Below are 18,919 nucleotides of genomic sequence, written 5' to 3'. Positions count from 1 at the left end.
AGCGGACGGCAGCGCCGTCGTGGTGTCAGGCGCGATTGACCGCGCAACGCCATCAGGCCGACGGCCCCAACACCTCGTGCAGCTTTCCGCTGAACTCGCCCAGCGTAAACGGCTTGGCGATCATGCTCATGCCGTCGGCAAGAAACTCGCCGCGATCCCGCGCGGTTTCCGCATAGCCGGTCATGAAGATCACCGGCAGATCCCGCCGCGACTGCCGCGCGATCTCCGCCAACTGGCGCCCGTTGAGTCCGGGCAGGCCCACATCGGTCACCAGCAGATCGATGCGCCGTTGCGAGGCCAGGATCGGCAGCGCGGCATCGGCGTCGGCCACCACATCGGCCTCATAGCCCAACTCGTTGAGCAGTTCGGTCACCAGCAGCCGCACTTGTTCGTCGTCTTCCACCACCAGCACCTGCTGGCCGCGCCCGGCCACCACGGCACCGGCTTGCGGTTGCGGCGACAGCGCCTGCGGATGGAGACCGGCGGGCAGGTACAGGCTCACCGTGGTGCCCTTGCCCAGCTCGGACTCCACCCACACCTGCCCGTTGGACTGCTGCATGAAGCCGTAGATCATCGACATGCCCAGGCCGGTGCCCTGCCCGATCGGCTTGGTGGTGTAGAACGGTTCGAACACACGCTCCAGCACATCGGCCGGCATGCCGGCGCCGCTGTCGGTCACCGACACCACCGCGTAATTGCCCGGCGCCAGCGTCACCCCGCGCCCGAGTTCCAGCGGCTGCGCTTGGACCTGCAACTGCCGGGTGGCGATGCGCAACTGCCCGCCATCGGGCATCGCATCGCGGGCATTGATCGCCAGATTGAGCAGCGCGCTTTCCAGCTGGTTTTCGTCGACATATGCCTGCGGCAGGTCGGCCTGCAGATCGGTTTCCAGATGCACCGATTCGCCCAGCGTGCGCGCCAGCAATTCCTGCAGTGATACCACCAGGTCGTTCAGATGCAGATGCCGCGCTTCCAGCGATTGCCGGCGCGAAAACGCCAGCAGCCGTTGCGTCAGTGCGGCCGCGCGCAGGGCTGATGCCGACGCCACATCCAGAAAGCGGCCCAGCCCTTCGGTGCGGCCCTGGTCGATGCGCAGGCGCGCCAGATCCAGCGCCGACAGGATGCCGGTCAGCATGTTGTTGAAGTCGTGTGCGATGCCGCCGGTGAGCTGGCCCACCGCCTCCATCTTCTGCGCCTGGCGCAATGCCGCCTCGCTGGACTCGCGTGCCAGCATCTGCTGCTGCAGCTCGGCGGTGCGCTCGGCCACCTTGACCTCGAGCAGGCTGGCCTGCTGCTGGATCGATTCCAGCGCCAGCGCGCGCGCGGTGATGTCGGTGGCAAATACATGAAAGCCGTCCACCTTGCCGTCCGCATCCAGGCGCGGCATGTAGCGGATCTCCGCATCACGCCGGCGTCCGTCGGCGTGCGGCCAGCTGGCCTCCACCGTCAACGCCCGTCCGGCCAGTGCGGCCTCGATCCAGGCGCGACGCTGCTGCACCACCGCCGGCCCCACCACATCCACCATCGGGCGCCCGATCACCTCGGCAGGCGGGATGCCGATCCAGTCTTCATACGAGCGGTTGGCGAAGCGGTAGACCAGATCCTTGTCGATGAAGGCAATCAACACCGGCAGCGCATCGGTGACGCGGCGCAGCTCTGCCTCGCTCGACATCAAGGCCATTTTGCTCTCGGCCAACTGCTCCATCTGGTCGCGGATCACGAACTGCTTCTGGCGCGAGCGCAAGGCAGTGGAAATCGCGCTCAGCAACGAAGACGAACTCAGCGGCCGTTCCAGCTCGATGACATTGGTGACTTCGGCCGGCAGCGTGGCCTGGCGCCCGTTATGGGTGCCGCGCGGCGCACGCAGCAGCACGAACGGAATATCCGACCAGGCGGCCTGGCTCTGCAGGATGCGCGAAAGCTGCTGCAGATCGCCGCCGACCGCTTCCTCGGTCAGCACCACCACACCGGAGGCATCGAGCAGGTCGCTGGCCAGCGCAGCCAGCGAGCCGTACACCCGGCGCGTCAGTCCGCGCTGGCCGACAATGCCGGCAATGCTCTCCGCATCGCGGCCGAACGGCGCGATGATGTGGACGATGGACCCATCCGGGTCACAGGTAGTCAAGTGGACGATCCAGCAACGGCGTATCGTCCCCAACGAAATGCGGAGTACCGGTCAGCACGCCGTGGAATTTCTCCAGCGGCTCGCTCAGATGGATACCGCCCGTCCCGATGCGCAGCTCGCGGATCGAATCCTCGTGCGCGCCACTGCGGTTCTTGATCACCGACAAGGCCTTGCGGATGCGCCCCTGCGCCTCGAAGAAGCGGAACAGGATGACGGTGTCGGCCATGTAGGAGATATTGAGGTTGCCGGTGGACATCGTGCCGACCAGGCCGTGCTGCGGATTGACCAGGAACGTGGTCACACCGCTCTGGTTGAGGTAGGACAGCAGCTCGTGCATCTGCAGCATCAGCTGCTTTTCCTGCGGCATGGAGGTGAGATAGCCGTTGAGGCTGTCGATCACCAGCACGCGGCAGTTGCGCTGTTCCACACTGGCGCGCACCGCCCAGGCGAACTCGCCCGGGGTCAGCTCGGCCGGATCCATCTGATGCAGTTCCAGCAAGCCGGCGTCCAGATACTTGCGCAGATCCATGCCCAGGCTCTCGGCACGCGTCAGCAAGGTGCCGGTGCGCTCGTCGAACTCCAGGATGCAGCAATGCTCGCCGCGCTCGCAGGCAGCGGTCACGTACTGCAGCGCGATATTGGTCTTGCCCGAGCCGGCAGGCCCGGTCAGCAGCGTGCTGGTGCCGCGCAGCGGCCCCCCGTGCAGCAGCGCATCGATCCGCGCCACGCCACTGGACACCGCATCGCCGATGAACGGCACATGGTGATCGGAGGCGATCAGCCGCGGAAAGATCCGCATGCCGCCGGTGGTGATGGTGATGTCGTGGTAGCCGGCGATGAAATCCACGCCGCGCAATTTCTGCACCTGCATGCGCCGCCGCGCCGCACCGAAATCCAGCGTCATGCGTTCCAGCGAAATCACCCCGTGGCACAGGCTGTGCAGATGCGCATCGCGTTCGCCGTTCTCGCCGGTGAGGTCGTCGACCAGGAACACGGTGATGTTACGCGGCGCAAAGAACTGCTTGAGCGCCAGCACCTGACGCCGGTAGCGCAGCGAATCCTGCGCCAGCAGGCGCAACTCGGACAGCGAGTCGAACACCACACGCGTCGGCTTGACCCGGTCCACCTCGGACTGGATCAGCTTGATGGTGCCGTCCAGCTCCATTTCCCACGGATGCAGAATGGACTGCTGGCGTCCATCGCCCAGAAACGCTTCGGCCGATGCCAGCTCGAAGATATGCAGCGCCTCCAGCGACCAGTTGTGCGAGGCGGCCACTTCGTTGAGCTCGTCGATGGTCTCCGACAAGGTCACGTACAGGCAGCTCTCGCCCTTGGCAGCGCCATCGAGCAGGAACTGCAGCGATGCGGTGGTCTTGCCCGAGCCCGGCTGGCCCTCCAGCAGGTACAGGCGGTTGGGCGGCAGGCCGCCGCGCAGGATGGTGTCAAGCCCCGTCGTACCAGTCGTAATGCGGTTTGCGATCATCGGCTTCAGATTTTCCATAGGTTTAAATTTATCACGGGCGCATCACTGACCGCTGCGCACCAATGAATGGATCAGCTTGCTTGGCGCGAGCTGAGCGCCCGCGATACCGGTAGCGTGCTGTGACCTGCGCCGCGCTTTATGACAGTTCCGACACGTTCGTCACGCGCGTGGGCCTAGCGTTACGCCTGAAGTGCATCGCATGGTTGCGATCGCTCGAGGACAGCGGTGAATCACGCATCATGTAACGCCCGTATCTTGTTGGTCGAAGACGACGATGCCATTCGTGCGATGACGGCAGATATCCTGGGTGACGAGGGCTATCAGGTCATCGCGTCGCCAGATGCCGAGCAGGCGCTGGAGCAGCTCAACCAGGCGCGTCCGTTCGATCTGCTGCTGTCCGATATCTGCCTGCCCGGCATGAACGGACGCGACCTTGCCGACAATGCGCGCCGTCTGTATCCCGCCCTGCCCATCGTGTTCATGACCGGCTACGCCGGCTCCATCGCCAAGCGCGCGGATTTTCTCGATACCGGCATGCGTCTATTGACCAAGCCGTTTTCGTTGCGCGACCTGCTGGGCATCGTGCAGACCGCGCTGTAAGCAAGCCCGACCCAATCATCGCCAGGCCTGCATGCAGGCCTCAGTGCGATTTGCGTTCCAGCAGCTGCGCCACGCGGCGTTCCAGGTCCACGGCCAGAAACGGCTTGGTCAGCACCTCCATGCCGTCCTCCAGTTGCCCGGCGCCCACCGCGGCGGTTGCCGCGTAGCCGGTGACGAACAGCACCGGCAACGTCGGCCGCGACTGCCGCCCCGCGTCGGCGACCTGACGCCCGTTCAATCCGCCGGTCAGGCCGACGTCGGTCACCAGCAGATCGATCGTCTCCTGCGAGCGCAGACGCTCCACTGCGGCGCTGCCTTCGGCGGTCTCGATGACGCGGTAGCCCGCTTCGCTCAGCACTTCGGACATCAGCACGCGGATCGCGGTTTCGTCTTCCACCAGCAGCACCGTGCAGCTTGGCGCGGTCGAGCGCAGCGGTTGCTCGGTCGCCGGCACCGCCTCGTCCTGCGCAAGCACGCCATCGAAGCGCGGCAGGTACAACGCCATCGTGGTGCCGACGCCCACCTCCGAATCGATCCGCACGTGGCCGCCGGACTGGCGGGTGAATCCGTAGATCATCGACAAGCCCAGACCGGTGCCCTGCCCGATCGGCTTGGTGGTGAAGAACGGCTCGAACACCTTGGACATCACATCGGCGCTCATGCCGGTGCCGGTGTCCTGCACGCTCAGGCACACGTACTCGCCGATCGGCAGGTCCAGCTGCTGGGCGGCGCCGGCGTCCAGCACCCGGTTGGCGACGGCGATGGTGAGCTCGCCGCCATCGGGCATCGCATCGCGCGCGTTGATGCACAGGTTCAATAGCGCGTTTTCCAGCTGCGGCGCATCCACCAGCACTTTCCAGGGGTCGGCTGCAGGGCGCAGCCGCAAGGCGATCGAAGGCCCAAGCGTGCGCGCGATGATGTCGTGCATGCCCTGCACCAGTGCCTGTACCTCCAGCGCGGTGGGCGCCAGGGTCTGCCGGCGCGAAAACGCCAGCAGCCGCTGGGTCAGTGCGGTGGCGCGCGCGGCGCTGGATTGCGCCATTTCCACGTAGCGCTCCAGGCGGTCGTACTTGCCCTGTTCGATGCGCGTCTGCAACAGCTCCAGACCGACGCTTATCGCCGTCAGCAGATTGTTGAAGTCGTGCGCCAGCCCGCCGGTCAGCTGGCCGACCGCCTCCATCTTCTGGCTCTGGCGCAGCTTTTCCTCGGCCAGCAGCAGCGCCGCGCTGCGTTCGCGCACGCGCTCTTCCAGCGTTTCGGTCAGCTGGCGCAGCTGCTGTTCGGCCAGCCGCTTGTCGGTGATGTCGGCAGCGGTGCCGAACCACTCCACGATCTGCTCGCGCTCGTCCAGCAAGGGGATCGCGCGCATCAGGGTCCAACCCACCCGCTGATCGGCATCCAGCACGCGGTATTCCACGTCCAGCCCGGTCTTGTTGACGATCGAATGCGCAATGGCTTCGGCCAGCCGCGCGCGATCGTCCGGGTGCACCATCTCCTGCTGCCAGTTCAAGCTTGCCGAGAGCGCATCGCTCAGCGCCCCCTCGCCAACCAGTTGGCGAAGCTCGCGCCAGTCGGCGCTGGCCGAGAAGATCGACTGCGAGGACGCGCGCACCAGCGCATCCAGCCGGCGCTCGCTCTCGCGCAGGGCCTCGCTGGCCAGCCGCTCGGCGGTGCGGTCGCGCAACACCTTGACAAAGCCGATCGCCGCGCCGGTTTCGTCGCGCAGCACCATCAGCGACCCGTTCGCCCAGAAACGCTGGCCGGACTTGCGCACATGCCAGCGCTCGTCCATGCCGCTGCCGCTTTCCAGCGCCGCCGCCGCCTCGATCAGGATCTGCCGCCGCTCCACATCTTCCGGGGTGAAGGTGCGCTCCAGCGTCTGGCCCAACATCTCGGCCTCGCTCCAGCCAAGAATGCGCTGAGCGCCCTCGTTCCAGGACGTGACCAGGCCGTGCAGGTCGGTGGCGATGATCGCGTAGTCCATCACGCTGTCCAGGATCTGCCGGTTGCGCACTTCCGCCTCGCGCACCGCGCGTTCCAGGCCGATGCGGTCGGTGATGTCCAGACCCTGCACGAAGATGCCGGAGACGGTGCCGTCGGCGCCGGCGATCGGCTGGTAGACCAGATCCAGCAGACGTCGCTCCACCGGGCCGCCCGGCTCGGCCTGCACGTTATAGGCCAGCGCATTAGCCGCGTAGGCACGCCCGGACTGGTACACCTCGTCCAGGCGATGCAGATGCCCCTGCTCGACCAGATCCGGCAAGGCCTCGGCCAGCGGCTTGCCGATCACGTCGCGGTGCCCGATCAGGCGCGAATAACACGGGTTGGCGAACTCCACCCGATGCTGCGGACCGCTCAGGAACGCCATGAACATCGGCGCCTGCTCGAACAACCGGATCAGTCGCTCGTGCTCATCGGCAAGCCGGTTTTGCGCCACCTTGCGGTCGGTGACTTCGTTGGTGACGCAGAACGCGCCGCCCACACGCCCATCGTCCAGATAGATCGGCGAGAACGAGAACGTCCACCAGGTGTCTTCCGGCGTGCCGTAGCGGTTCATGCCGATCGGCACTTCCTCGAAGCGCGAGGCGCGCCCCGCGAACGCGGCCTCGATTGGCGCACGCACCGCCTCCCAGGCATCGGCCCACAGTTCCTGCAGCGGCGCACCCAGCGCATGCGGCTGCCGCGGCCCCAGGATCGGCGTATAGGCATCGTTGTAGAAGAAGGTCAGCGCATCGCCCCACACCACATACATGCTTTCCGGCGAGCTGAGCATCAGGCTGACCGCATTGCGCAGCGGCGACGGCCACTGCGTGGTCGGCCCCAGCGGTGTTGCGGCCCAGTCGTAGGCGCGCACGGCTTGCGCCATGGCGCTGTCGCCATACGGAAACGGCGCGCTCATGCGGCGCCCGATCGTGCTGCCGTCCAGCGGCAGTCGTCCTGCGTGCAATGCGCAACGCGGTGCGCGGCCGGTTTACCAATTACCCAAACAAGCATCTTTGACGAACCATTGAAGAGGAACCAGGGGCCAACGCCGCGCATCGCCGGCTGGCAGGATCAGACCAGGCCGACCTGCCGGCCTGACCTGCCACCAGCGCCATCCGGCATCGCCGTGGGCGCCCTGCCCGGCGTGCAGCGCCCGCCTACGTTACAACACTCAGGTGACGATGCCTGCTGACTGCGCGCCGGCCCCACCATGGCGCGCGTTGCGGCGCGGCAGCCGGCATGGATGTCTCGACGCGGCGCGCAGGCAATGCCCCGTGGTGCGCGTGCCCGGATAAAATCGCGAGATGGCCGAAAGGCGTGGCACGGTAACGCAGATGCAGGATCGCGACGTACTCATTCACCCGCTGGCTGCGGTCGCACCGGGGTATCTGGCCAACCACGCTGCGCGGGTCTTCAATCGTCTGGTGGATGCGCAACTGCGGCCGCATGGCGTGTCGCTGGCACTGATCGGGCCAATCATGCTGCTGTCCTGGAAAGGGCCGATGCTGCAACGCGACCTGGTGATCGACTCGGCGGTGAAGCAGCCGGCAATGGTGGCCCTGCTGGACAAGCTGGAGGGCCTGAAGTTGATCAAGCGCTCCCCGGCGCCGCAGGACCGCCGCGCCGCGGTGGTCTCACTCACGCCGCGCGGGCGCAAGATCGCCGAGATCGGCGGCAAGATACTGATCGATCTCAATGCCGATGCGCTGAAGAACTTCTCGCCCGAGGAGGCGCAGCAGACTGTCGCGTTCATGCAGCGCCTGATCGCCAACATGGAGCAGCGCGGCCAGGACATGTAATATCACTTCTGATATTTCTTCTTTCGGGTGATCTGTCATGGCGCGTCGCATCCTCATCACCGGCGCAAGCGTCGCCGGCAACACCGTGGCCTGGGCGCTCGCCCGGCAGGGGTTCGACGTCAGCGTCGTCGAGCAGACCGCGCAGTTTCGCGATGGCGGCCAGAACATCGACGTGCGCGGGGTCGGCCGCGAGGTCCTGCAGCGCATGGGCCTGGAGCAGGCCGCACTCGATCACGGCACCGGCGAGGAAGGCACCGCCTGGGTCGACGACCACGGCCATGCGGTGGCGACCTTCAAGACCGACGACATGGACGGCGATGGCCCGACCGCAGAACTGGAAATCCTGCGCGGCGATCTCGCCCGCCTGCTCTACGACGCCGCCCGCCAGCAGGCCGAGTACCTGTTCGGCGACCGCATCGCCAGCATCGATGACGACGGCGAGGCTGCCACCGTCCACTTCCAAAGCGGACGCAGCGACCGCTTCGATGCCGTCATCGTCGCCGAAGGCGTCGGCTCGGCCACGCGCGAGCTGCTGTTCCCCGGCGAGAACGACCCGCGCTGGATGGATCTGACCATCGCCTACTTCACCATCGCACGCACCGCCGACGATGACCGCCTGTGGCGCTGGTATCACGCCACCGGCGGGCGCAGCATCTCGTTGCGCCCTGACCAGCACGGCACCACGCGCGCCATGCTGTCGCTGCAGAAAGCCCCCGAGGGCGAGCAGGACTGGGATATGGCGACCCAGAAGGCCTATCTGCGCGAACGCTTCGCCGACGCCGGCTGGCAGGCTGCGCGGGTGCTGGACGGCATGGACACCACCGACGATTTCTACTTCGATGCCTTGCGGCAGGTGCGCATGCCGCGCTGGCACGCCGGCCGCGTCGTGCTGACCGGCGACGCGGCCTGGTGCGCAACCCCGCTGGCCGGCATCGGCGCCACCCTGGCGGTCACCGGCGGCTACGTGCTGGCCAACGAGATCGCACGCGCCGCGACGCTGGAACAGGCCTTCGCCGCCTACGCCGACGCCATGCGGCCGATGGTGGAACAGGGCCAGGGCGTACCGAAGATCGGCCCGCGCCTGATGAATCCACACAGCCGGCTCGGCATCCAGCTGCTGCACGGCGCACTGAAATTCGCCAGCCAACCCAGCATCCAGAACATTGCCGCCAAGCTGATGACGCCGTCGATGAAGGCGCCGGATCTGTCGCGCTATGACTGAGGCCGTCTGAATCGGCGGCTGTGCTGCGGTGGCGGCACGGTGCGTGCTGATCGACGCCTGCCATCGGCCGCGGCTCCGGCGCTGCGGCCGTCTCCACGCCTCGGCCACTCGCTGAGCCTGAATCCGCTTCTGCCCTGGCGCTGACCGGCACCAAAGCGCAGCGCTGCGGCCGCGACCGGTAGCTTGCGTCCTGATCGCCCTGGCCTGACGGCATTGCGAAGCCAACCGTGGATGAATCCTGCCGCGGCGGACGGTTTCATTTCCGCTGACGCAGGCCGCTAACGAACAGGTCGAGACATCCTTCGTGCAGCGGCGACGCTGCCGACCCCATCGGTGTCCCGGGCGCATCGCCTCCCAGCTGTTGCTGGGATTCTCCCCGCTCTTCCGCTCGCCGGATCACCGATCAAACTCCCTATGTCCCTGCTTTCGAATCTGCGCATCGGTCAGCGCCTGGCCCTCGGCTTCCTCGCGATCATTGTCCTGATGGTGATCCTCACCGTCGTCGGCATCCAGCGCGTACGCAGCATCGACCAGCAGCTCACCGCCATCAACGAAGTGAACAGCGTCAAGCAACGCTATGCGATCAATTTCCGCGGCAGCGTGCACGACCGCGCGATCGCCCTGCGCGATGTCGTGCTGCTGGACGACCCGGCAGACCGGCACACGGCAGAGCAATCGATCGACAAGCTCGCCGCGGACTACGCCCGCTCCGCCAAGCCACTGGACGACATGATCGCGGCCTCCACGGACGCCGAAGAAAAGGCCATCCTCCAGCGTATCAAGGCCATCGAGCAGCGCGCCATGCCCTTGATCGCGCAGGTGCGCGCGTTCCGCGATGGCGCCGACAAGCCGCATGCCGAACAACGCCTGCTGCAGCAGGCGCGCCCTGCTTTCGTCGCCTGGCTGGCCAGCATCAACGCCTTCATCGACCTGCAGGAGGCCAAGAACCGCGCGGCCGCCAAGGACGCGGTGACCACCGCGCGCGGCTTTGCGATGCTGATGGTGGTCTCCACCGTCATCGCCTTGCTGCTGGGCGCCACCATTGCGTGGTTGCTGACCCGCAGCGTGGTGCTGCCCTTGCGGCAATCGCTGCGGCTGGCCGAGCGCATCAATGACGGCGACCTGCGCAGCCAGGACCTGCCCACCAGCAAGGACGAATCCGGCCAGCTGCTGCGCGCCATGCAGCAGATGCAGCGCCGCCTGCAGGATGTGATCTCCGCCCAGCGCAGCATGGCGGCCCGCCACGATGCCGGCGAGATCAGCTACCGCACCGACGCCCAGCAGTTCCCCGGCGAATACGGGCACATGGTGCAGGACACCAACGCCCTGGTGCATGCGCACGTGCAGACCCAGCTGCGCATGACCGAGGTCATGGGCAGCTATGCCATCGGCGACCTGGCCCCCGAAATCGAGCAATACCCCGGCGAGAAAGCCGCCATCACCGCCACCATGCAGCAGGTCAAGCAGAACCTGCGCGCCATCAACGCGCAGATCCAGCAGCTCACCCAGGCTGCCTGCGCCGGCAACTTCGCGCTGCGCGGCCAGCCGGAAAAGTTCGAGCACGACTTCCGCCTGATGGTCGAAAACCTCAACACCATGATGGCCACCTCCGACACCAACCTGGCCAGGTTTTCCGACCTGCTGCGGTGCATCGCCGATGGCGACCTGACCGTGCGCATGACCGGCAACTTCCACGGCGTGTTCGCCTCCATGCGCGACGATGCCAACAGCACCGTGCATCGCCTGACCGACATCGTCACGCATATCCAGACCACCTCCAACAGCATCGGTTTTGCCGCCGAAGACATCGCCAGCGGCAACCAGGAACTGTCGCGCCGCAGCGAACAGCAGGCCGCCAGCCTGGAAGAAACCGCCGCCTCGATGGAAGAGCTAACCTCCACCGTCAAGCAGAATGCCGAGCACGCCGGCCGCGCCAACCAGCTCGCGCTGGGCGCCGCCGCCATCGCTTCGGAAGGACGCGACGTGGTTGGCCAGGTCATCGAACAGATGTCCGGCATCGAAGCCTCGTCCAGGCGTATTGCCGACATCATCTCGGTCATCGACGGCATCGCCTTCCAGACCAACATCCTCGCGCTCAATGCCGCCGTCGAGGCCGCACGCGCCGGCGAACAAGGCCGCGGTTTTGCCGTGGTCGCCTCGGAAGTGCGCACCCTCTCGCACCGCTCATCGGACGCCGCCAAGGAGATCAAACGCCTGATCGACGACTCCGTGCAGCGCGTTGCCGACGGTGCAACGCTGGTGCACAAGGCCGGCACCACCATGGGCGAGGTCGTCACCAGCGTCCAGCATGTCACCGACATCATGGGCCACATCTCCGCCGCCTCGCAGGAACAGGCCGGCGGCATCGAACAGGTCAACCTGACCATCGCCCAGATGGATGAAACCACGCAGCAGAACGTCAGCCTGGTCGAAGCCGCGAGCACGGCGGCACGTTCGCTGGAAGCGCATTCGACCCAGCTGACGCAGGCGGTCGAGGTGTTCAAGGTCAATGCCTCGGTGATCTGACTGGCCGGGTAGCGCGATCCTTAGTGACTGGCCGTATTGCTGCCTGCGCTCGCGCAATGCTGACACTTGCGCGAGCGCATCACGGCGAAATGACGCTGCATCGCAGTGATGTGGTCGCTACATCCGCACAGTGCACCGAAGACACCAGCTTGCATCTCCACAACACACGGGCATGATTGCCGCCATGGAACGTCTCCGCCCCTTCCGCACGCTGGTGCTTGCAACGCTTCTGGTCGCCTGGCTTGCCGCGTGCGCGGCGGCTGGCCCCATTGCCAGCCAGCCCATCGAAGGCCCGGTGCGGCTGGGAGAAATCGCGGCGGTCGATGGCCCCAAGGTACGTCCCGACCGCGTCATCGAAGACAGCCGTTGCCCGGCCGAGGTGCAATGCGTCGTGGCAGGCCGGTTGATCGTCAGGGCCGCCGTGCTTGGCGGCGGCTGGTCCAAACAGATCGATCTCACCCTTGGCATCCCGGTGCCTGTGGCCGATGGCCAGTTGACGTTGGTCGCCGCCACTGCCCCGCCAGCAGACTCGGCAACGGCCGCCGCGTCGGACATGCGCTTCACCTTCCGCTTTCAGGGTGGCCGTTGATCAAAGTGCTTCAGGCCCGGGGCGATGCAGCACGAACGCGAGGCCCTGCAGGCACCCACACGTCATCCAGCGCTGCTCGTAGCCGTTGAACCGAGGCGTACGCGTATTCTCGCGTTGCAAAGCCTGAGAATCCCATCAGCAAACCGCCGGACGGTGAGGGGCGCATTCGCCACCTGCTCAATGCCTGGAGTGGCAGTCCGTGTGATTGGGCGGCCTGCGCCAGCAGCGCATCGCTTTGCCCCGTGCTGGGATAGGCCAGCACCTGGAGCCCGCCTGCCTGGGGCTGGATCGCCATGCGAGAGCCAAAGAGATCGGTGAGCGCATCGACCAAATAGCTGCGCCGCTGACTGTAGAGCGTGCGCATCTTGCGCAAGTGACGGGAGAAGTGCCCTTGCTCCATGAACTCGGCGACCGTGGCCTGTGACACGAAGGATCCCACACCGCCAAGCTGCCCGGCTGCATCGGCGAAACGTTCGGTCTGGGCCTTGGGGACAACCAGATAGGCCAGGCGAAGACCAGGGAAAAGCACCTTGCTGAAAGACCCCGTATAGAGCACGCGATCATTGTCATCCAGGCTACTGAGCGCCGTGAGGGGCCGGCCGTGGTAACGAAATTCGCTGTCGTAATCGTCTTCTATCACCCATCCATTGACCTGGCTGGCCCAGTCCAGCAATTGCAGGCGGCGAGGCAATGACAGTGCCACGCCCGTCGGGCTTTGATGGGCAGGTGTGACCACGGCGAATCGCGCCGCAGGGCTTTGCTTCAGACCTTCGCCTACGTTCAAGCCCTCCTCGTCTACTGGCACCGGCTGCAGCTGCATCCCGGAGCGCTGCAGGAACTGGCGGGCGAACAGATAGCCCGGATCTTCGTACCAGCCGACATCTCCTGTTTTCAGCAGGGTGCGACAGATCAAGTCCAGGGCACCCGGGTAGCCTGCGGTCACGAACACCTGTTCGTATGTGCAGGCAACGCCTCGAGCGCTGGCCAGGTAGTTGGCAATGGCACGGCGTAACGGCTCATGACCTGCCGCTTCAGGGTAGCCCATGGCTGCCGTATCCAGCGAGCGCAGGTGACGCCCCGCCAGGCGTTTCCACACCTTGCAGGGGAATGCATCGAACGCCGGCACGCCGAGTTGGAAGGGCCTGCTGAGCACGCCTGCAGACGACGTGTCCAGCGAAGGCGCCGCGCGCGGCGGAGGGTGACGCTGACGCCGGCCAGCGCCCACGCTGCACGCCATGGGCGACACCACGGTTCCGGCTGGCCCCCTGGTCAGAAGGTAGCCCTCACTCACGAGCAACTCGTAAGCCTTCTCTACCGTTCCACGCGCAACCCCTACTTCGCTGGCAAGACTGCGCACCGAAGGTACCCGGTCACCCGGGCGCAGCCCGCCTTGCGCAATTGCGTTTCGGTAGCGCCAATACAACTGCAAAAACATCGGCAAGTCGCGCGCCGGCTCGCACTGCCCCCTGTCACTCATGTCCTACTCGGATCTTCAATTCTTGCCCCATCCAGCTGGGACATCAGTCTCTTAAAGTAGACGCGGCCGCACAAGATGCGGCAAAAGTTCCGCCGGGCACCCGAACATTGCTCGCCGCTCATTCCTGTTCTGCGGCCTCGTTGGCGCAACGGCAGCATCAGCGGGTTTGCCTCCCTAAAAACGGCTGCTTGCTGCCACTGACTCAAGACTGGATTCTGCGTGACCACACGTCGTTTGCCTTACCAAACCCTATCTCCAGATGCCTATAAAGGATTTGGCATCACCAAGAAAGCACTGGAGCAGAGCAGCCTCGGCAAGCCCTTGATTGAACTTGTCTACCTGCGCGTTTCGCAACTCAACGGCTGCGCCTTCTGCCTGGAAATGCACGCTGCTGCATTACGTGCCGGCGGCATGCCCGACGCCAAGTTGGACAGCCTGGCCGGGTGGCGGGTGAGTCCGCATTTCAGCGAACGTGAGCGCGTGGCCCTGGGGTGGACCGAATCTTTGACAGATATTGCAAACAGCCGAGCCCCTGACGATGACTTTGCTCTTCTGAAAGCCCATTTCAGTGACGCCGAGATTGCCGACCTGAGCTTTGCCATCGCGCTGATGGCCGCATTCAATCGTTTGGCGATTGGTATGCGTCAGTAAGCCCCAGCACGTCGATGCAGACTGCCCGCTCTGTTCGGCCGGCTAGCGTCCGGCGCCAGCACACTGCACTGCTGGCAACTGCTCATTGTTGCCTTCGCTGATCCAGGCGCGGCGTATGACTACGCTACGCACTGGATGGCCAGGTGCTGTGCATCGAGCGGGATGGCAAGCGCTGCCTTGCAGTAGCCCAGGCTAGGATTGCCCTCTGGCCTGGGGAAAACAGCGCTCCATTCGATCCGTCCACGCTGCCAACTGCTCAAGCGTATACGCCTCGATCGGCTTTGCCATTGTCGACGAGGCCTTGTGTTGCGAAACGGTCGCAACCAAGGAGGAGGAAAGGCGATCCCAACACCGCATCAGCAGCACCGGGGATGGATGCGAAGCAACCAGGGCCTCAAGCACCGCGCCCTGAGCCACCCTTGCTGCCTGCAGGTCGCTCAAGGCATCCACAACCGCTGTCATCCATTGCTCGTTCAACTGCTCCATACCTTTCAACAACGCTGTGGGAAGCGCATAGCGTATCCGGATCCACATGTCCTTGGTGGTGCGTTTTGCCGGTCGGCGCAAACACAGCTGAACAAGCAAGGTGATGCCGAGTTCAAGCAGAGCACTGCATGACAGACGTCAGCGGTCACCACTAGCCAACGCAGTTTCTATAACGAAGAACCATCGCTTGAGATGATCGATACCAGCTGACGTTGAGCGCGGCAATCAATGCTCAAGCTGTAATCAGGCAACCAGGGCCGCACGGCGAAGGCACCAAGGACATCGTCATTTCGAAGCGATGTGCAGTCCAAGCTGAAACGAATCCCCAGCCACTACGTCACCAGAAAATGAAATGAGAGCATGGAGCGGCTGCCAACTGAAAAACTGTGCTGATGCAGACATTGCTTGAACTCAATGCAAACCCATCAGTGATGAATGTTGAAATCAGCCGCTGCCAGCAGCGTCTTCACCGCACACGGCGACATCGGCCGGCCCTACTTCAATGTGCGGATCACGGTCGAGCGCCTGAAACAGCGCATGTCTGTCCCTCGTCGCAGTCAGCAACCCATGCCCTCTGGCACAGGACGCTTGTCGCTCCCGTGGTTACCGTTCGAGGACCTACTCGATCCTTCGTCCAGCATGTTTCAACAAGGCTCCTCAAGCGCACATCTCCACCCGGGCATCCCTGCACTGGGACATCCTCTGGCACGCATCGCAGCGATCGCAGTCATCCTCGCACTGGCGCACTACCGCTGGGTGCAGTTTCCCTGGCGGATGCCGCTTGTCGGCATTCTAGGGATTGCCTTGGTCTGGCTGGAAACGCGCTCGCTGAGTGCCTGTGGATTAAAGCCTCAGCCGTCTCGCGCCTTGCTCGGCTGGACGCTGCTGCTGCTCGCGCTGGTCATCGGCGTCATCAATCCGTTCGTGCAACCGCTGATCGATGCGCTGACCGGCACCAAAGCCGACTACAGCGGCTACGGCGCACTGCTTGGCAACGTCAACGCGGCCGCCCACCTGGCAGGCGGCGCCTGGCTCAGCGCGGCGCTTGGCGAGGAACTGGTCTTCCGTGCGTTCCTGATGCACCACCTCGATCACCTGCTGAGCCGCTATCCTGGCGGACGCGTGATGGCGGCACTGGCAGGGGGAGCCCTGTTTGGCGCGATGCACCTGACCCAAGGCATCTCGGGGGTGTTGCTGACCGGGCTTGTCGGCGCGTTGTTCGGCTATGTCTATCTGCGATCACGACGCAACCTCTGGGCGATGATCCTGGCGCATGGCTTGATCGACACCTGGGGCATTGCGACGCTGTATCTGGGTTGGTACTAGCAGACACCCACCAGGATCCGCTTGCCCCGGTGCCTCACTGCCAGCAAATCCTTGGCACGTCATCCACGGATGCTGGACGATAGCGGCTTGTCCTTCTCTACACGAGCATTGTCAGACATGACCACCGATAGCGTGCTCTCGATCGTTCAAGCGCAGCTGGACGCCTACAACGCCAAGGATATCGACGCCTTGCTGGCCACCTATGCTGACGATGCCGAGCATTACACCTTGCACGGACCACAGCTGGCCAAGGGGCATGCCATGCTTCGCGAGCGGTTTCTGGCCCGCTTTCAAGAGCCGGACCTGCATGCGCGGCTGTTGTCGCGGACCGTCGTCGGCAACATCGTCACCGACGCGGAGCGCATCACCCGCAACTTTCCAGACGGGATCGGCCTTGTTGAGATGCTATGCATCTACGAGGTGGCCGATGGAAAAATCCAGAGAGCCTCATTCGTGACGGGCGCACGCATCGACACCGCACCTGCCCGATGAAACATTTCAGGCGATCGGTCTAGACCGGGCGCCTTTTCAGGCCGAGCGTAGAAAAGCCATTGAACGCATTCTGGTTTCCAGTGCACCGCCCTGCTTCCCGGCATTACCGGGTCACAGGGTGGCACCGGCTACACGCGTTATGCAGCCAATGCGAGCTTCGTCTTGCCGGCGACGCTGCGTGAGCTGTTGGCAACACTCTCCACCAACGCCGTCGCCTGATCCTCAAGTGCACGGGCCGACGATGCCATGGTGTCAACAAGAGCGGAGTTTTGCTGGGTCGCTGCATCCATCTGCGAGATGGTTTGATTGATCTGCTCGATGCCAGCGCTTTGCTCGTGACTGGCCGCGGCGATGCCGCTCATGATGTCGTTGACCTGCCGCACCGAGGAAAGCAGTTCTTCCATGGCCTTGCCCGCCACGTTGACCTGCTCCGCGCCCTGCCCCACCTTCGCACCCGAATCGGCGATCAGGTCGCGGATCTCCTTGGCGGCCATGGTGCAGCGCTGCGCGAGGCTACGCACCTCGGACGCGACGACCGCAAAGCCACGTCCCTGCTCGCCAGCCCGCGCCGCTTCCACGGCCGCGTTCAAGGCAAGGATATTGGTCTGGAACGCGATGCCATCGATGACGGTGATGATTTCGCCGATCTTCCGCGACGACGCCTGGATTGCCGCCATGGTGCTGACGACACCATTGACCAGCTCACCGCCATGCAACGCGGTCTCCGCGGCCTTGCTCGCCAGCGAATTGGCCTGACGCGCACCTTCGGCGTTCTTGCGAACGATGCTGGTCATCTCCTCCATGGAGCTTGCAGTCTCCTCGAGCGCCGCCGCCTGCTGCTCCGTGCGCCGCGACAGGTCATCGTTGCTGCGCACGATATCGCCTGCCGCACTGCTGAGCGTATTTGCCACCTCGCCCAGCTGACGCCCGGCTTCCACGTCCATCAATGCTCCAACCGCGCGCAACGGCGTGCCATCGGCAGCGCGCTTGGTTAGGCCGCGTGCGCGGAACCAGCGGTACTGGCCGTTCTTGAGCTGCAGGCGATACTCGATATCGAAGTTGGTGCGGCCACTTCGGTCGTTCAAATGCGCCGCGAACGCGTTCAAAGAACGCTCCTTGTCTTCCGGGTGCAGCCGTGACGCCCAGCTATCGAGCACATTGGGGAAGTCCTGCTCGGACTCGAAGCCGAGCAGATGGCGGAACTGCTGCGACCACCAGAATTCGTTATTCGGATTGATCGGGTCACCTGCGATCACGCTCATGTCCCACAAGCCGTCGCTGAGCATCTGCGAGCCGAGCTCGAAGCGCGTCAGCGTGATGTCGAGGAACTGCTCGCGCTCGCGGCGCTCGGTGATATCGGTGAGCGAACCCGCCACACGGAGCGGCAAGCCCTGCGCATCGCGCTCGGTGGTGCCGAATGCGCGGAACCAGCGATATTTGCCGGATTTCAGACGCAGGCGGTTTTCGACGTCGTAGGGCGTTCGACCGCTGCGATCGGCAAGGTGTGCCGCGAAGGCATCCAGCGTCGGCTGCTTGTCATCCGGGTGCAGGCATGCGACCCAGCTGTCCAGGACATTGGGAAAATCCTGTTCAGAGGCAAAGCCCAGCAGCCGGCGCATCTGCGGCGACCACCACACCGGGCTGTCGGGGTGGCTGGGATCGCCGGCGATGACGCCAATATCCCAGAGCCCGTCGGTCGTACCGCTGGCGACCAGCTCGAAACGGCCCTCCAGATGGCGCAACGCGGTGGTCGCGTCTTCCGCCTGTGCCTTGGCCAGGTCGCGCTCCTGCTGGGCCGCATACAAGCGTTCGGCCATCTTCTTGAGCAGCAGAGCCGATCCGTTGTTGGGCCACTGCGCACTGCCACCTTTCAACGTGGCATCAACCGCCTTGGTCAGTGCGTCCACCTTGTGGCTATCGGAGAAAAACATAGCGGCCTCTGCTGCTTGCGTTGGGGATGCGTCCCTAGCGGCGGCAAACGGCCTTTCTTGATGGTCCTTTCCCGATCCACCACCCTGGGTGAGTCAAGCATTCAGCTAGGCAGAAGCACCAGTCCTGATGGATCGAGCCCGCGGTCTGCTACTCCTTGCCAAATGCGGCGGCGGTCACCCTGACATGCCAAGCTGGTCGCCGCAGTCGCTCAACGACTTCTCAAAATCC

14 protein-coding genes are annotated in these 18,919 nt (G+C 64.7%); 8 read left to right on the top strand and 6 right to left on the bottom strand.

Annotated elements, in window-relative coordinates; genetic code table 11:
• Positions 1 to 52 precede the first annotated feature (52 nt).
• Both ABQY74_RS08725 and ABQY74_RS08720 read right to left on the bottom strand, forming a co-directional pair.
• Positions 53 to 2,125 (bottom strand): PAS domain-containing protein, encoded by a 2,073-nt coding sequence (locus ABQY74_RS08725; protein ID WP_039527901.1) that lies wholly within the window; start codon positions 2,123 to 2,125, stop codon positions 53 to 55.
• Positions 2,112 to 3,626 carry an ATPase domain-containing protein gene (locus tag ABQY74_RS08720; RefSeq protein ID WP_104647439.1) on the bottom strand — a complete coding sequence of 505 codons (1,515 nt, stop codon included), beginning with the start codon at positions 3,624 to 3,626 and terminating at the stop codon, positions 2,112 to 2,114. Before ABQY74_RS08720 ends, ABQY74_RS08725 begins: the two co-directional genes overlap by 14 nt.
• A gap of 237 nt (positions 3,627 to 3,863) precedes the next feature.
• Here ABQY74_RS08720 and ABQY74_RS08715 point away from each other — a divergent pair, with 237 nt between their 5' ends.
• Entirely contained in the window at positions 3,864 to 4,208 is a 345-nt protein-coding gene (locus ABQY74_RS08715) for a response regulator (RefSeq protein ID WP_016903378.1), read from the top strand.
• Positions 4,209 to 4,248: 40 nt separating this feature from the next.
• Here the strand turns inward: ABQY74_RS08715 and ABQY74_RS08710 are convergent, their stop codons facing one another.
• Positions 4,249 to 7,107 carry a PAS domain-containing sensor histidine kinase gene (locus ABQY74_RS08710; protein ID WP_126968418.1) on the bottom strand — a complete coding sequence of 953 codons (2,859 nt, stop codon included), beginning with the start codon at positions 7,105 to 7,107 and terminating at the stop codon, positions 4,249 to 4,251.
• Positions 7,108 to 7,525: 418 nt separating this feature from the next.
• Here ABQY74_RS08710 and ABQY74_RS08705 point away from each other — a divergent pair, with 418 nt between their 5' ends.
• The 4 genes from ABQY74_RS08705 to ABQY74_RS08690 all read left to right on the top strand — a co-directional run bounded on the left by ABQY74_RS08705 (position 7,526) and on the right by ABQY74_RS08690 (position 12,327).
• Positions 7,526 to 7,990: a MarR family winged helix-turn-helix transcriptional regulator gene (locus tag ABQY74_RS08705; protein ID WP_349794356.1), complete on the top strand. Its 465-nt coding sequence runs from the start codon at positions 7,526 to 7,528 to the stop codon at positions 7,988 to 7,990.
• A gap of 37 nt (positions 7,991 to 8,027) precedes the next feature.
• On the top strand, positions 8,028 to 9,212 hold the full coding sequence (locus tag ABQY74_RS08700) for an FAD-dependent monooxygenase (protein ID WP_349794315.1): 1,185 nt from the start codon (positions 8,028 to 8,030) through the stop codon (positions 9,210 to 9,212).
• 414 nt (positions 9,213 to 9,626) lie between these two features.
• Entirely contained in the window at positions 9,627 to 11,738 is a 2,112-nt protein-coding gene (locus tag ABQY74_RS08695) for a methyl-accepting chemotaxis protein (RefSeq protein ID WP_349794316.1), read from the top strand.
• Between the two features lie 172 nt (positions 11,739 to 11,910).
• A complete protein-coding gene (locus ABQY74_RS08690; RefSeq protein ID WP_349794317.1) occupies positions 11,911 to 12,327 on the top strand; it encodes a hypothetical protein in 417 nt (138 codons plus the stop codon).
• A 10-nt stretch (positions 12,328 to 12,337) separates the two neighbouring features.
• On the opposite strand, the gene ABQY74_RS08685 is transcribed toward ABQY74_RS08690, so the two are convergent.
• Positions 12,338 to 13,804, bottom strand: coding sequence for a PLP-dependent aminotransferase family protein (locus ABQY74_RS08685; RefSeq protein ID WP_349794318.1), 1,467 nt, complete (start codon positions 13,802 to 13,804; stop codon positions 12,338 to 12,340).
• Between the two features lie 219 nt (positions 13,805 to 14,023).
• On the opposite strand from ABQY74_RS08685, the gene ABQY74_RS08680 reads away from it, so the two are divergent.
• Positions 14,024 to 14,455, top strand: coding sequence for a carboxymuconolactone decarboxylase family protein (locus ABQY74_RS08680; RefSeq protein ID WP_167704123.1), 432 nt, complete (start codon positions 14,024 to 14,026; stop codon positions 14,453 to 14,455).
• A 192-nt stretch (positions 14,456 to 14,647) separates the two neighbouring features.
• Here the strand turns inward: ABQY74_RS08680 and ABQY74_RS08675 are convergent, their stop codons facing one another.
• Positions 14,648 to 15,040, bottom strand: a complete 393-nt coding sequence (locus ABQY74_RS08675) for a hypothetical protein (protein WP_372470070.1) — start codon at positions 15,038 to 15,040, stop codon at positions 14,648 to 14,650.
• A gap of 675 nt (positions 15,041 to 15,715) precedes the next feature.
• On the opposite strand from ABQY74_RS08675, the gene ABQY74_RS08670 reads away from it, so the two are divergent.
• Together ABQY74_RS08670 and ABQY74_RS08665 are read left to right on the top strand one after the other, a co-directional pair.
• Positions 15,716 to 16,267, top strand: a complete 552-nt coding sequence (locus tag ABQY74_RS08670) for a CPBP family intramembrane glutamic endopeptidase (RefSeq protein ID WP_349794358.1) — start codon at positions 15,716 to 15,718, stop codon at positions 16,265 to 16,267.
• 117 nt (positions 16,268 to 16,384) lie between these two features.
• Positions 16,385 to 16,759 carry a nuclear transport factor 2 family protein gene (locus ABQY74_RS08665; protein ID WP_349794320.1) on the top strand — a complete coding sequence of 125 codons (375 nt, stop codon included), beginning with the start codon at positions 16,385 to 16,387 and terminating at the stop codon, positions 16,757 to 16,759.
• A gap of 137 nt (positions 16,760 to 16,896) precedes the next feature.
• On the opposite strand, the gene ABQY74_RS08660 is transcribed toward ABQY74_RS08665, so the two are convergent.
• Entirely contained in the window at positions 16,897 to 18,690 is a 1,794-nt protein-coding gene (locus ABQY74_RS08660; protein WP_349794322.1) for a methyl-accepting chemotaxis protein, read from the bottom strand.
• Between the last annotated feature and the right edge of the window lie 229 nt (positions 18,691 to 18,919).

The sequence above is a fragment of the Xanthomonas sp. WHRI 7064 genome (assembly GCF_040202355.2).
Lineage (GTDB): Bacteria > Pseudomonadota > Gammaproteobacteria > Xanthomonadales > Xanthomonadaceae > Xanthomonas > Xanthomonas arboricola.
This window is presented reverse-complemented; position numbering and strand designations above follow the sequence as displayed.

Coding starts and splice junctions, on each gene's coding strand:
- ABQY74_RS08720 (WP_104647439.1), bottom strand. CDS start 3,626: ATGGAAAATCTGAAGCCGATGATCGCAAACCGCATTACGACTGGTACG.
- ABQY74_RS08710 (WP_126968418.1), bottom strand. CDS start 7,107: ATGAGCGCGCCGTTTCCGTATGGCGACAGCGCCATGGCGCAAGCCGTG.
- ABQY74_RS08705 (WP_349794356.1), top strand. CDS start 7,526: ATGCAGGATCGCGACGTACTCATTCACCCGCTGGCTGCGGTCGCACCG.
- ABQY74_RS08700 (WP_349794315.1), top strand. CDS start 8,028: ATGGCGCGTCGCATCCTCATCACCGGCGCAAGCGTCGCCGGCAACACC.
- ABQY74_RS08695 (WP_349794316.1), top strand. CDS start 9,627: ATGTCCCTGCTTTCGAATCTGCGCATCGGTCAGCGCCTGGCCCTCGGC.
- ABQY74_RS08690 (WP_349794317.1), top strand. CDS start 11,911: ATGATTGCCGCCATGGAACGTCTCCGCCCCTTCCGCACGCTGGTGCTT.
- ABQY74_RS08685 (WP_349794318.1), bottom strand. CDS start 13,804: ATGAGTGACAGGGGGCAGTGCGAGCCGGCGCGCGACTTGCCGATGTTT.
- ABQY74_RS08670 (WP_349794358.1), top strand. CDS start 15,716: ATGCCGCTTGTCGGCATTCTAGGGATTGCCTTGGTCTGGCTGGAAACG.
- ABQY74_RS08665 (WP_349794320.1), top strand. CDS start 16,385: ATGACCACCGATAGCGTGCTCTCGATCGTTCAAGCGCAGCTGGACGCC.
- ABQY74_RS08660 (WP_349794322.1), bottom strand. CDS start 18,690: ATGTTTTTCTCCGATAGCCACAAGGTGGACGCACTGACCAAGGCGGTT.